Annotated in this window: 10 protein-coding genes; 7 read left to right on the forward strand and 3 right to left on the reverse strand. The window is 55.6% G+C overall.

Translation table 11 applies throughout. From position 1 onward, the window contains the following. Window positions 1–32 precede the first annotated feature (32 nt). The 5 genes from JJQ72_RS15930 to JJQ72_RS15950 are packed head-to-tail and all read left to right on the forward strand — an operon-like array spanning window position 33 to window position 5,423. Window positions 33–1,064, forward strand: coding sequence for a 2-dehydro-3-deoxygalactonokinase (locus JJQ72_RS15930; protein ID WP_208204285.1), 1,032 nt, complete (start codon window positions 33–35; stop codon window positions 1,062–1,064). Further along, window positions 1,061–1,696 (forward strand): bifunctional 4-hydroxy-2-oxoglutarate aldolase/2-dehydro-3-deoxy-phosphogluconate aldolase, encoded by a 636-nt coding sequence (locus tag JJQ72_RS15935; protein ID WP_138224066.1) that lies wholly within the window; start codon window positions 1,061–1,063, stop codon window positions 1,694–1,696. Before JJQ72_RS15930 ends, JJQ72_RS15935 begins: the two co-directional genes overlap by 4 nt. Window positions 1,697–1,743: 47 nt before the next feature. After that, complete coding sequence (locus JJQ72_RS15940; protein ID WP_208204286.1) at window positions 1,744–2,598, forward strand: helix-turn-helix domain-containing protein; 855 nt, start codon at window positions 1,744–1,746, stop codon at window positions 2,596–2,598. After that, window positions 2,595–3,998 carry a sulfatase family protein gene (locus JJQ72_RS15945; protein ID WP_208204287.1) on the forward strand — a complete coding sequence of 468 codons (1,404 nt, stop codon included), beginning with the start codon at window positions 2,595–2,597 and terminating at the stop codon, window positions 3,996–3,998. Before JJQ72_RS15940 ends, JJQ72_RS15945 begins: the two co-directional genes overlap by 4 nt. Before the next feature lie 21 nt (window positions 3,999–4,019). Beyond that, window positions 4,020–5,423 carry a sulfatase family protein gene (locus JJQ72_RS15950; protein ID WP_208204288.1) on the forward strand — a complete coding sequence of 468 codons (1,404 nt, stop codon included), beginning with the start codon at window positions 4,020–4,022 and terminating at the stop codon, window positions 5,421–5,423. Between the two features lie 139 nt (window positions 5,424–5,562). On the opposite strand, the gene JJQ72_RS15955 is transcribed toward JJQ72_RS15950, so the two are convergent. Then, window positions 5,563–6,420, reverse strand: coding sequence for an AraC family transcriptional regulator (locus tag JJQ72_RS15955; RefSeq protein ID WP_208204289.1), 858 nt, complete (start codon window positions 6,418–6,420; stop codon window positions 5,563–5,565). Between the two features lie 124 nt (window positions 6,421–6,544). On the opposite strand from JJQ72_RS15955, the gene JJQ72_RS15960 reads away from it, so the two are divergent. Continuing rightward, window positions 6,545–8,053: a sulfatase family protein gene (locus tag JJQ72_RS15960; protein WP_208204290.1), complete on the forward strand. Its 1,509-nt coding sequence runs from the start codon at window positions 6,545–6,547 to the stop codon at window positions 8,051–8,053. 20 nt (window positions 8,054–8,073) lie between these two features. Further along, a complete protein-coding gene (galB, locus tag JJQ72_RS15965; protein ID WP_208204291.1) occupies window positions 8,074–10,509 on the forward strand; it encodes a beta-galactosidase GalB in 2,436 nt (811 codons plus the stop codon). Window positions 10,510–10,784: 275 nt separating this feature from the next. Here the strand turns inward: galB and JJQ72_RS15970 are convergent, their stop codons facing one another. Both JJQ72_RS15970 and JJQ72_RS15975 read right to left on the reverse strand, forming a co-directional pair. Continuing rightward, window positions 10,785–12,374, reverse strand: a complete 1,590-nt coding sequence (locus JJQ72_RS15970; RefSeq protein WP_138224072.1) for a sulfatase family protein — start codon at window positions 12,372–12,374, stop codon at window positions 10,785–10,787. 203 nt (window positions 12,375–12,577) lie between these two features. Further along, complete coding sequence (locus JJQ72_RS15975) at window positions 12,578–13,294, reverse strand: FadR/GntR family transcriptional regulator (protein WP_138224073.1); 717 nt, start codon at window positions 13,292–13,294, stop codon at window positions 12,578–12,580. Between the last annotated feature and the right edge of the window lie 30 nt (window positions 13,295–13,324).

Raw genomic sequence — 13,324 nt, forward strand, 5'->3', positions numbered from 1 at the left:
GCTGTTTATTTAGGGATTTAGGGGGAAGCAATGTGAAGCTGTTAGTCATTGACTGCGGGACGACCAACTGCCGGATGAGGCTGCTGGATCACCATACACTGGTTGCAAGCATAAAGAAGCCGGCCGGGGCCAAGGATGTGGCGATTGCCGGCAGCAGCGAGCCGTTAAAGGCTGCATTGAAAGAAAGCTATACTGAGCTGTGCGCGCTCCATCCTCAGCTCATGTCACAGGTGGAGGCGGTGGTTGCCTCCGGCATGATCACGTCGAACGCCGGGCTGCATGAAGTGGCTCATGTGCCGGGGCCGGTGGATGGCAGAGCTGTAGCAGCACGGATGGAGCAGCAGCTGTTCGCTGATGTTATTCCCCACCCGATCCTGTTCGTACCGGGCATTAAATTCATTCGGGAGCCGGAAGAGGAATGTGATATGATGCGGGGAGAAGAGACGGAGCTATGCGGATATTTGAGTCGCTATGCAGCACAGGATCACGATGTATCCTCCCTGGCAGAGAGAGACAAGGAGCATCCGATCCGCCGTGACGACGGCCAGCTCGTGATGCATTACGGCTCTCACCATAAATGGATGAAGGTGCGCGGATCATCCATCGAGGGCTGCCTGACCTCTGTGTCCGGGGAGCTTCTGATGGCCGTGTCCCAGCATACCATCCTGAAGGACAGCGTGCTTTCGCTGGACGAGGTGGTGCCGGAGCTTCCCTGGGTACAGAAGGGGCTTCAGGCAGCCCGGACATATGGCACGGGTCATGCGCTCTTCTCGGTACGGACCCTGCGGCTGTTATCTGGCCACAGCAAGGGGGCAGTAAGCAGCTTCTTGCTGGGCGTGGTGATCGCCATGGATCTGGCCATGCTGACTCCGTACCTGCTGGAAGGTGTGGAGCGGATTGTGCTCTATGGTAAACCGCTGTATCCGTCGCTCACAGCCCCGATTCTCGCTGAAGCCTATCCCGGACTGCAGATTGAAGTCATTTCCGAGGAGGAGTCCGACTTGCTGAGCGTGTACGGAGCTGCTGCGCTGTATCAATATTACATGGGAGGTATGACGTCATGACAAAGACCGTACAGGAAAATATCGAGCAGCATCAAATTATTGCTATTTTAAGGAATGTTCCCCCGGACCGCTTGAACAAGGTGATGGAGGCCCTGTACGCCGGCGGAGTACGCCTGGCTGAAATTACGCTGAATTCGGAGGGTGCGCTGTCTGGCATTGCCGAGATGAGAGCAGCCTTCGAGGGACGCATGCGAATTGGAGCCGGCACGGTCATGAACGCTCAGGATGCCAAGGAGGCCATGGCGGCGGGAGCAGAGTTCCTGATCTCCCCTCACGTCAGCGAGGCGGTGATTGAGAGCGCTCTTGCGCGCGAGGTGCTGCCGCTTCCCGGTGCCATGACACCGACAGAGGTCGTGCGGGCGATGGAAGCGGGTGCCAGGTACGTGAAGCTGTTCCCGTGCTCTTCCTTCGGACCCAGCTATGTGAAGGAAATCCTGGCTCCGTTAAATCAGGCGAAGATTATTGCCGTCGGCGGTGTGAATGCGCAGAATGCCCGGGAGTATATTGGAAATGGCGCAGTCGGTGTCGGCCTGGGCAGCAGCCTGGTTACGATGAAGGAAATTCATGCCGGTGATTATGGAAGCATTGAGTCCAATACTGCCAAGATGGTGCAAAGCCTCTCCGGAAATTAAGTCGGGCCCGGCGCGGCTTCAAGGTAAGGAGAAGGAGGTGAGTGCCGGTGATAAACGGCGTTCGATTCAATCTGGATGCTCTTCCCGACGTACAAAATATGGGGCTGTTTCGCACTCAAGACGTCTGGGCCCATATGGACCGGATCGTAGACAGTGATGTGCTCATTTTCGTCAGAAAAGGGCTCGTCCATATTATTGAGGCTGACGAAGAGTACTACATCGGCCCCGGACAGGTGTTCTTCATGAAGCACGGTGTCCGGCATTACGGCCATAAGAAAACCCAGGCGGGCTCGGAGTGGAACTGGATTACGTTCACGCCGGCGCAAGCCGTTACCCCGGGCTCGGTAGAAATGAAATGGCTGGAGGTGGAGGATTACCAGCGCACCTCGGTCCGGCTGACCAAGCTGCTGGACCACTATATCAGCGGCTCGGATTATGATGACCTCAAGCTGAAGGTCGGCACGCTGGATTTGCTGCTGGATCTGTACCGGGAAATGAACCGGAGGAAGAGCGGCAATCAGAAGCTGGTCACCGACGTAAAAAAGTTCGTCCACAGCCATATTCACGAGGAAATCCGCTCGACGGACTTAACCCAGTCGCTCTCGATGAATTACTCCTATATCAGCCGGGTGTTCTCGAAGACGGCGGGTCTGTCCATCCAGCGGTACATCATGGAGCAGAAGATCAAGGAAGCGATCCGCTTGTTCAGCGAAAGCTCCATGAACATCTCGCAGATCAGCGAGAAGCTAGGCTACTCGAATCCGTACTATTTCACGCGTGTATTCAAGCAGGTCACGGGCACCAATCCCACTTCCTTTTTGAAAAAAGGATATTACGATTACACCTCCAGCGGCGATTTCACCGGATCGGGCGTTAAGGAGCGGGGAGGCGAACAGGCTTGAGACCTAATATTTTGTTCATCATGACCGATGAGCAGCGGTTCGACACGCTGGGCACCGTCAATTCTGCGGTAAGAACCCCGCACCTGGATCAGCTGGCACGAGAAGGAATCTCCTTCACGCGGGCCTATACGACGAATCCGTCCTGTGTGCCGGCAAGAGCGGCTATTATAACCGGGCGTTATCCCAGCAAGTGCGGTGCTCCAACCTATATCACCCATCTCCCTCCTCATGAGGTGACCTTTACATCTCTGCTGCAGCAGCAAGGCTACTATACCGCAGTTCTGGGCAAGCAGCATTTTGGGGATTCGCTCATTGATCGGGGCTATGATTATGCCGATATTATCGACCTGCACGGGCCGGGGGATTGGGACATCGAGGGAGAGTCGGAGACCTCATACATGAAGTTTCTGAAAGCTGAGGGATTCACCAGAACCTCACAGCTCAGCGAGCGGGTGAACCGCTACAGCCAGCGCTGGATTGCGGAGGCCAGGTACCATATTGACGATTATATCGGCGAGCTGGGCAAGTCCTGGCTAAGGCACCAGCGGCCTAAGGGACAGCCCTGGTATTGCTGCCTGTCCTTCCCCGGTCCGCATATGCCTTTTGACGGAGCGGGACTGCCGCAGGAGACAGGCTATCGGCTGGAGGACATCGACCTGCCGCTGACCGAAGAGAGCGATCTGGACAGCAAGCCGCCGCACTTTAGGCAGCAGCTCGTCACGGGGCAGGGAAATCCCGGCGGGGCTATGGCAAACGGGATGACGAAGCAGGAGCTGAGAGAGACGAGGCTCTCCTATTATGCCAACATGAGTCTTATTGACCAAAAGATCGGCGAGGTGATCACCGAGCTGAAGGCCGCCGGCGAATATGACAACACCCTGATTCTGTTTACATCCGATCACGGGGAATATATGGGCGATTTCGGGATGATGGGCAAGGGCCAGTACCTGTCCGAGGTGCTGATGCGCGTTCCGCTTCTCATCAAGCCGCCGGTTTCCGGATTTACGAGCAGAACCGAGGAGGCCTTCGTCTCCAATCTCGATATTGCAGCGACCTGCCTGAGCGCCGCAGGCGCACAGGTGCCCGGCAATATGGACAGTGTAGACCTCAGCCCTTTCTGGAAGCCGGGTGCTGAAAGGCCGGTCAAGGACATCGTGTACCTGGAAGCCGGAGATTTGCGCGCGGTACGGAATGAGTCATGGAAGCTGGTCTATTACCGGGGACGTCCGTACGGCGAGCTGTATCACCTCAAGGAGGACCCTTGGGAACGGCATAATCTGTGGGAGAATGCGAGCGCCTCTGGCGTGAAGGAGCAGCTGAAGTCCTTGCTGATGGATGAGCTGCTGGCACTTGGAGAGCGCTCTCATATGCCCTGGAATGACAAAGCTCCACAAATATAGCAGAAGGAGAGTCAACCTGATATGTCCATCAAAAAAAGACCGAATATTTTATTTCTAATGACTGACCAGCAGCGCAATGATACCTTTTCCTGCATTAATCCCGAGGTGCATACGCCCCACTTGGATAACCTGATTCAGGATAGCGTGTTCTTTAGTAACGCCCGCTGTGCCAACCCGTCCTGTGTGCCCTCCAGGGCTGCGATTATGACCGGGAAATTCCCGTCGGAATGTCAGTGCCCTTCTTATATCACCCAGCTGCCAGCAGAGGAGACGACCTTTATGACACGGCTGCAGGAGGCGGGTTATCATACGGCGGTGGTCGGCAAGCAGCATTTTGCAGGCTCCGAGATCCGGCGGGGCTTTGATGATGAGATGATCATTGATGGCCACGGCGCGTTCGCCGAGAATCAGTATATTCAGCCGTACCTGGATTTCCTTGAGCAAAACGGCATCGACCGCAAATCGGTGTACACGCGGGAATTCATCAGCGGCGGCCGGTGGAACGTGGATACGAAGTATCATTTGGATGATTTTTTAGGAGAGCTGGGCAAGACCTGGCTGGGAAAAAAGCTTCAAGAAAAGCCAGACGCAGACGCCAAGCCGTGGTTCTTCACGCTGTCCTTCTCCGGCCCGCATCATCCTTACGATCTGGAAGGCACAGAGTATGCGGATCGGTATGAGCTGGATGGCCTTTCGTCTCCGGAGACGACCTATGAGCAGCTGGACCAGAAGCCGCCTCAATTCAAGGGCATGGATTCCTATGCCCAAATATATCTGAAGGACTTCACCGAAGAACAGTTCAAGAAAACGAAGCGCTCCTACTACGCGAACATTACGTTGATGGATCAGAAGATCGGCGAAGTGATCCAAATGCTGAAGGATCATGATATGTACGAGGATACGCTCATTATTTATACCTCGGATCACGGCGATTTTATGGGCGACTTCGGCATGGTGGAGAAGCTGCAATGCCTGAGTGACAGCCTGATGCGAGTTCCCTTGTTCGTGAAGCCGCCGATCAAGGGCTTCACAGGCATGGAAATTGCGGATGAGGTGCTGAATATCGACATTGCAGCCACTTGCCTGGAAGCTGCTGAAGCCCAGGTGCCAAAGGAGCTGTCTGGCTTCTCGTACAACGGCTACTGGGATCATGCCAAGGAGATCAAGGTCAGAGATGCGGTCTATATGGAAGCCGGTGCAATCAAGGGCTGCATCTATAACGGCATTAAGACCGTGCACTATATGGACCGGGATTACGGCGAGCTGTACGATCTGAAGCAGGATCCGAAGGAGACTACCAATCTGTGGGATGATCCGAGCTATCAGCAGCATAAGCTCGAAGGCACCCGCATCATCCTGAACCACATGTACCGGGCGATTCCGAAATGGAACATTCCGTGGAATATCGGAACACCGGAGATTTAACCCTGTACCATCTTATCCGCGGGCAGCCGTTCCGCTGCCGGTTCTATAGCCGCTCTCCCGAGGAAGGGGGGGCGGCTTTTTTGGGCTTGCGATTCATTGGGAGTTCAGGTGCAGGGCAGGCGCTTTCGACTCAGGGCTGCTAATCCGGTTCGCCGGAGCGGGTGCCCCGCTTCCGGTACTCCGTCGGCGCTTCGCCGAAGTAGGAGGTGAAGGCGCGTGTGAACATGAACAGGTCGGGATAGCCCACGGTCAGGGCAATTTCCTGGATGGGCAGGCCAGGGCTCTCCAGCAGCTCCAGCGCTTTCTTCATGCGGATGGAGGTCAGGTACTGCTTGGGCGACTGACCGAAATGCTTGCGGAAGGCAGCGGAAAAATACGACCGGTGCACTCCCGCCTCTACAGCGAGCGCCTCGACGCGCAGCGGCTCGGAATAATGCAGCTGCATGTAGAGCGCGCAGTATTCCAGCCATGCGGAAGGCTCGCGTCCGGCTCCGCTCTCCTGGGTGGTTTGCAGCAGCTGCAGCAGCTCGTACAGCAGGCTCTGCTGCAGCAGCGGCGAGTCTTTGCCGACGGTGTGATGAATGCGCTCATGCAGCAGCTTCATCTGCTGGCCCCAGGGCTGCACGGCGAAGGGCTTGTGCTCTTGTATGCCGAGCATGGAAAGGGCAGGGCGTACCAGGAAGCCGTCGAGTAAGAGCCAGCATAGCTCCAGCGGCTTGTCGGAGGCTTTTTTATAGCGGTAGGTGATGTCCGGGAACAAGCAGAACATCGTGCCGGTTTCCAGAAGGTAGGTGGAATTCTCGTCCTGCAGCTCCAGGGTGCCTTTAATGACAAAATGCAAACTGTAGTGAATTAATTTCCGCGGTCCGATCTCGTAATGAGGCTTGGTCCGGCTCATGCCGGAGCGCAGCAGACACAGGCCGCTCCGCTGCTGGAACTCGCTGGGCACCTGCAGCCGGACGTCGGCATACTCCTGCGGATTCTCCTCCAGCTTCATATGCTCTTCTCCCCTTTGGCTTACAGCTAACATTTTGTACATTATTATAACATTTTGGCATGTATTAAAGGGAGAGTTGGCTATACGATCATGGATAAGAACAAGAAATGTAAGGAGTGAAATCATGAAGAAGCCCAACATTTTGCTAATCACGAGTGACCAGCAGCACTGGAATACGATCGGAGCTTTTCAACCGGAGCTGTCCACCCCGAATCTGGACCGGCTCGTGCGGGAGGGTACTACCTTTCAGCGTGCCTATTGTCCCAACCCGACCTGCACCCCGACACGCGCATCGATCATCACAGGCCAGTACCCGAGCCAGCATGGGGCCTGGACGCTCGGGACCAAGCTTATGGAGGACCGGGAGGTCGTCGGTGACTCCTTCCGGAGCGCGGGCTATCAGACTGCACTGATTGGAAAGGCTCACTTTCAGCCGCTGCGCAGCACGCAGGAGTATCCATCGCTGGAGTCGTATCCGCTGCTGCAGGACCTGGAGTTCTGGCGGCAGTTTAACGAGAATTTCTACGGCTTTAACCACGTGGAGCTGGCCCGGAACCATACGAATGAGGCGCACGTTGGACAGCACTATGCCATCTGGCTGGAGGAGAAGGGCTGCACCCATTGGAGAGACTATTTCATGGCGCCTACCGGCACCATGGATCCCAAGAAGCAGCACACCTGGGACATTCCGGAGGAATACCACTATAACACCTGGATTGCCGAGCGAACTGAGGCACAGCTGCAGCGCTACCAGCAGGAGGACGAGAGCTTTTTCCTCTGGGCGAGCTTCTTTGATCCGCATCCGCCATATCTGGTGCCGGCGCCGTGGGATAAGATGTATGATCCCAATGAGCTGAGCATTCCGGCTGTTGTGCCGGGAGAGCATGACCGCAATCCGCCGCATTTTGGCCAAACCCAGCAGGCCTCTCCGGATTTCTCCTCCTTGCGCGAGAGCGGCCAGTCCATTCATGGATACCACTCCCATCTGCTGCCGGAGGAGGAACGCAAGCAGCTGGTAGCAACCTACTATGGCATGGTCAGTATGATGGATAAATACATTGGCCGTATTCTGGATTCTCTGGACGAGCTGGGATTGGCGGACAATACGATCATCGTCTTCACCTCAGACCATGGACATTTCTTCGGCCAGCATGGGCTTCAGGCCAAGGGCGGCTTCATGTATGAGGATCTGATCAAGGTTCCGTTCATTGTCCGGTACCCGGGACAGGTGGAAGCGGATTTGCAGAGCGATGCGATGGTATCGCTGGTGGATCTGGCGCCAACCCTGTTGTCCCTTGCCGGCCTCAAGATTCCCCCTCAGATGACGGGTGTGGATCAATCCGAGGTGTGGCTGGGACGCAAGAGCCGTGCCCGGGATCACATTTTGTGCGAGTTCCGGCATGAGCCGACGACGATCCATCAAAAATCCTATGTCAATGACCGCTACAAGCTGACGGTGTATTATAACCAGACCTATGGCGAGCTGTTCGATCTGCAGCAGGACCCGCAGGAGCTGAACAATGTATGGGACGATCCGGACAGTCAGCAGCTGAAAAGCGAGCTGCTGCTCAAATATGCATGGGCGGAGCTGGGCATTGAGCCGATGCCGATGCCGCGGATTTTTGGAGCGTAACCGTGAGGGAGGAGACCGCCATGACCGATGAAGCCAGACAGGGAAGGCAGGGAAGGCAGATCATCCGGCTGAAGGATGGCTGGAAATTTACGCGCCATGCGCTGGAGGAGGCCGATCCGCTGCGGGGATATCAGGTTCACCTGGATGACAGCGGCTGGGAGACGGTCCGGGTACCGCATGACTGGGCCATTGCAGGACCCTTTCACGAGGATCATGATGTCCATGTCAATTCCGTGATGGAGGATGGCATTAAAGACCACATTACGCATGTCGGCCGGACCGGGGCGCTTCCGATCGTCGGGATGGGCTGGTACCGCCAGCATCTACAGATCCCGAAGACCTGGGAAGGCCGGCGGATTACGGTGGAGTTCGACGGGGTGATGTCCAACAGCACCGTGTATATGAACGGAGTATCCTGCGGGTCCTGGCCCTACGGCTATACATCCTTTGTCTTCGATCTCACCGACCATGTAATCTATGGCGAAGATAATGTGCTGGCGGTGCAGGTCTGCTCACTGCCCAGCGCATCCCGCTGGTACCCCGGAGCCGGCATTTACCGGCAGGTCAGGCTGGTCATCAAGGAATCCTTGCATGTCAATCCTTGGGGTACCTATATTACGACGCCTGAGGTAACAGAGCAGGGCGCAGCCATTAACATCCGTACGAGCGTAAGTAGCACCGGCGCTCAGCCGGCTCTGGCCCAGCTGGTCACGCAGCTGCTTGATCCGAGCGGCCATATGTGCGCTGAAGACACTATTATTGAGCAGATCAGCGGCCAGGCGGAGCTTGAGCAGCATCTTTATGTTGAGCATCCGGAGCTGTGGTGCACGGAGCACCCTCGGCTCTATCGGGCGGTTTCTATGCTGCTGCTGAACGGGGAGGAGGTGGATCGGTACGAGACGCCTTTTGGCATAAGGAGCATTTCCTTTGACGCGCAGGAAGGGTTTCAGCTGAACGGGAAGCGGCTCAAGCTGAAAGGGGTCTGCCTGCATCATGACCTGGGTCCGCTGGGAGCGGCTGTCCACGTAAGAGCCATGGAGCGGCAGCTGGAGCTGATGCAGGCCATGGGCTGCAACGCCATTCGGATGAGCCACAACCCGCCGGCACCGGAGCTTCTCGATTTATGTGATGAGATGGGGCTGCTGGTCATTGATGAGGCTTTCGACGAATGGGGTGAAGGGAAGGTGCAGAACGGATATCACCGGCTGTTCCAGGATTGGGCGGAAAAAGATTTACGGGCTATGATCACCCGCGACCGCAACCATCCCTCCATTATCATGTGGAGCATCGGGAACGAGATGCGCGAGCAGCGGCTGGAGAGCGGGGCCTCCACGACAGCTTTTCTCACCGCCATTGCCCATGATGCAGACCCGACCCGTCCTGTGACCGCAGGCTTCAGCATGTCCGATGATGCCATTGCGAACGGCTTGGCGGCCGCTGTCGACATCCCGGGCTGGAATTACAAGCCGCACCGGTATGAGGAATATCATCGACAGCATCCGGACTGGATCATGTACGGCAGCGAGACGGCTTCAACGGTAAGCTCCCGGGGTGTGTATCACCTGCCTGCCGTCAAAGAGATCCCCATGGAGCCGAAGCGGGATCTGCAGGCCAGCTCCTATGATCTGAGTGCTCCGCCTTGGGGGACGACACCGGATCAGGAGTTTATGGCCCAGGACGATCTGCCGTATATGCTGGGCGAATTCGTCTGGACCGGGTTCGATTATCTGGGCGAGCCGACGCCTTACCGGACAGAGTGGCCGAGCCGCAGCTCGTATTTTGGCATTGTGGACTTATGCGGGTTTCCCAAGGATCGGTATTATCTGTACCAGAGCCAGTGGAGCACGAAGCCGGTGCTGCATCTGCTGCCGCATTGGAATTGGGAAGGGGAGGAAGGCAGACCGATTCCTGTGGTCTGCTACACGACTTATCCGGCTGCCGAGCTGTTCCTGAACGGACAATCCCTCGGCATCCGGCACAAATCCCCGGCTTCGCTGCCGGAGCGCTACCGTCTGCGCTGGGATGCGGTACCTTATGAGCCCGGGGTGCTGTCGGTCATCGCGTATGATAAAGACGGATCACAGGTCATGACACATGAGGTCCATACTGCCGGAGCGCCAGCCCGCGTTCTGCTGGAGGCGGACCGGACTGTCATTCAGGCGGATGGAGAGGACCTGTCCTTTATTACAGTGAGCATTGTAGATGAACAGGGAAAACTCTGTCCCCATGCTGATCACAACGTATCCTTCCTGCTGCAGGGACCGGGTGAAATTGCAGCCGTAGATAACGGCGACCCCACCAGCATCATTCCCTTCAGTGCCCGTGACATGCAGGCGTTCCACGGCAAATGCCTGGTTATTGTGCGGTCCAGGGCGGGGGAGGGAGGGAACGCAGTGCTCCTAGCCGAGGTGCCGTCGCTCCAGTCCGGAAGACTGGAGATCGCTTGCCATATCTGACGGCCGCGGCGGATAGTCAGCAGTCAGGCTGACAAGCCACCGTATGAAGTTCCAATTCCAATATCTAGGCTTTGAATGTGATCGTGGCTTGGGTTGTAGAAAGTTTTATAGAGTTAGCACGTAGATGACCTCCGTTTTCTTTAGAGGTCATCTTTTTTTATTTTGATACCGTCTCATTTAAAAAGCGCCGGAATCCGAGTGAATTATCAGGATTCCGGCGCTTTTGATCTGTACGCTACCCGGATGCTGATATCCGGGTAGCGAACAATGCTTTTTTAGAGTTCTACGGAGATTTCTCTCTTCTGTCTGGCGCACTGGGTCAGTCCCTGGTCTGCCTTCAAGGCATCCGACACTTTGGTCCAGTTGTTCGCTTGATCCAGAATAAATTTGTACAGGGTTTTCATATTCGCCTGCTTCAGTCCCCGGTAATCGGCCAGCGGGCCTAGCCCTGCCTTCCACTCTGTCAGCTTGGACAGAAGCTGGGCTTGCTGCTGTGCGTAAGCCGGGTCATCGAACAGGTTGCGCTCCTCATAAGGGTCGTTGTGGAGATCGTAAAGCTCTCCCTCTACAAGCGGCTGATCAAAGAATGCAGAGTACTTTAGATAATGATCGCCATACAGCTTCTCATGAATGGACTCCTGCTCTGGATACACCGTCAGCTTGAAGTCATGATTCCGAATCATAAGGGCAGGCTCAACGTGGATGGAGCCGCAGAAATACTGGCTGTGCGCTTCCGTCCGGTGAACTTTGCGCTCGCCCCGGCAGACCGGCAGCAGGCTCATGCCTTGAACCTCTTCCGGGATGTCTACCCCGGCTGCATCCAGAACGGTTGGCAGCAGGTCGATGATTTCCGCGAACGTATCCAGACGAGATCCGGAATTCAGATTGCCCGGCAGCTTGACCAGCAGCGGAATGCGGACGACGGGCTCGTACATATGGCCCCATTTCTCGATAAAGCCGTGCTCCCCCATCATCGATCCATGGTCCGAAGTGAAGATAATGAGTGAATCCTCATACAGCCCCAGCTCCTTCAGCCGGGCAATGACTTTGCCGATGCGGTCATCCACATGGGTGACCAGGCCATAATAGCTGGCCAGACTCTTGCGGTAATCCTCTTCATTCAGCTTGTCAAAGCCGCGCACCTTGTGGAAGTAGCGCTGTGTAATCGGCTTGTCAGCCAGCGTGCGTCCGGCATTCTGCGGCAGCGGCAGCTCGTCAGGGTTATACATCTCCGAGTAAGGCTTGGTCGGCATGTACGGTGTGTGCGGGTCCATCAGCGACAGGTAGTGGAAGATCGGCTTCTCATCCGCAGCAATCCGTTCCATGCGCTGAATGTAGTCCTCCGTCAGACGGGAGCATGAGGTCTGATCCGGGTGCGTAGGGCTCTCGCCGTGAATGACCAACGGGATATCGCCTTCATTCTTCTTGAAGGTGGCCTTCTTGCGGACCTCCGGGTCCTGGATGCCGAGGAAGCTGGTGTTCGGGTCCGGATATCCAAACTTGAATTCATCAAAGCCGCATTCCTCCGGGGTCCGGTGGACATGAAGCTTGCCGAACATCGTGGTTGTATAGCCGCTCTTGCGAAGCAGGTCGGGAAGAGGCTTCTCATCCTCTACCATCCTCATGGCATTGTCCAGCACGCCGTTGCTCAGCGGATTGCGTCCTGTCATCATGCTGGCCCTGGCAGGGACACACATCGGACAGTTCGTGTAGGCGTTCTCAAAAATGACAGAGTCCCGGGAGAGCTCATCAAGATGAGGAGTCTGAACTACAGAATTCCCCATGAACCCCAGGCTGTCGGCTCTAAGCTCATCACACATTAGAAAAAACACATGCGGTCGGGCATTCGACGTCAACGGGATCACTCCTTTAATGATGATAGATTGTGCGGCGATAACGAACGTATAAATTAAACATACTCTTACGTTTATATATAGTCAACACTTTTATAATTAAATAGAAGCAGATCGAAAAAGATCGATGCACATAGTATAAAAGGCTTTGCACAAAGTAAATAAACTCGTGCAAAGCCTTTTGGTGTTGAGCTCAGTGCTATGAATGTCAGGAACTAGTCCTGCAGGATCCCCTGGTTCAGTACGTCAGCCGCTTTAAGCAGATGGGACTGGATGAGCTGGCTGGCCAGCCTGCTGTCTTGAGCTGATATGGCATCAAATATTGATTGGTGCTCTTGTAGTAGCAATGCGGCGGAAGACTGGTTTTTGAAAAACCACAGCTGACGAGTTTTGCCCATCGTTTCGGTCAGCCTGCAGGCGAGAGAGCTCATCAATGTATTAAGCAGCTCGTTATGGGAGGCCGCAGCTACTGCCAGATGAAACTCAATATCCGCTTGCTCACTCATTCGTGTATCATTCGCGGCCAGCGCTTGCTCCATGTGCGCCATAATCTGCTTTAGCTTCTTCAGATCCTCCTCGTTCCGGCGCTCGGCCGCGTATGCCGCACTGCCGCTTTCAAGCCATATCCGGACCTCCAGTAACTCTTTAACGTTCTTCGATTCCTTAAAAGGATCCAGCGAGCTGCTCTGTGAGGAGGGCAGCACTTGATGTACAAAAGTGCCTCCGCCATGCTTAACCTGAATCCAGCCCGTAGCCTTAAGTGCGCTCAACGCTTCTCGAATCGTAGAGCGGCCTACGCCAAAGGAGGTGCTGAGGTCTACGACAGACGGCAGCTTTTGCCCCGGAAGCAGGCGGCCTTCTTCAATCTGGGCAAGAATAGCCTTGCGCACAAGCTCATGTCCTTTTTCCGTTTCTACCTTTACCGGATCCATACCACGTACAACCTCCCGAAGATATAACTA

Source organism: Paenibacillus sp. F411 (genome assembly GCF_017582705.1).
Taxonomy (GTDB): domain Bacteria; phylum Bacillota; class Bacilli; order Paenibacillales; family Paenibacillaceae; genus Paenibacillus_AQ; species Paenibacillus_AQ algicola.

What these genes read in the sequence shown, in the direction of transcription:
- JJQ72_RS15935 (WP_138224066.1), top strand. Translation starts at nt 1,061, where the DNA reads ATGACAAAGACCGTACAGGAAAATATCGAGCAGCATCAAATTATTGCT.
- JJQ72_RS15950 (WP_208204288.1), top strand. Translation starts at nt 4,020, where the DNA reads ATGTCCATCAAAAAAAGACCGAATATTTTATTTCTAATGACTGACCAG.
- JJQ72_RS15955 (WP_208204289.1), bottom strand. Translation starts at nt 6,420, where the DNA reads ATGAAGCTGGAGGAGAATCCGCAGGAGTATGCCGACGTCCGGCTGCAG.
- JJQ72_RS15960 (WP_208204290.1), top strand. Translation starts at nt 6,545, where the DNA reads ATGAAGAAGCCCAACATTTTGCTAATCACGAGTGACCAGCAGCACTGG.
- galB (WP_208204291.1), top strand. Translation starts at nt 8,074, where the DNA reads ATGACCGATGAAGCCAGACAGGGAAGGCAGGGAAGGCAGATCATCCGG.
- JJQ72_RS15975 (WP_138224073.1), bottom strand. Translation starts at nt 13,294, where the DNA reads ATGGATCCGGTAAAGGTAGAAACGGAAAAAGGACATGAGCTTGTGCGC.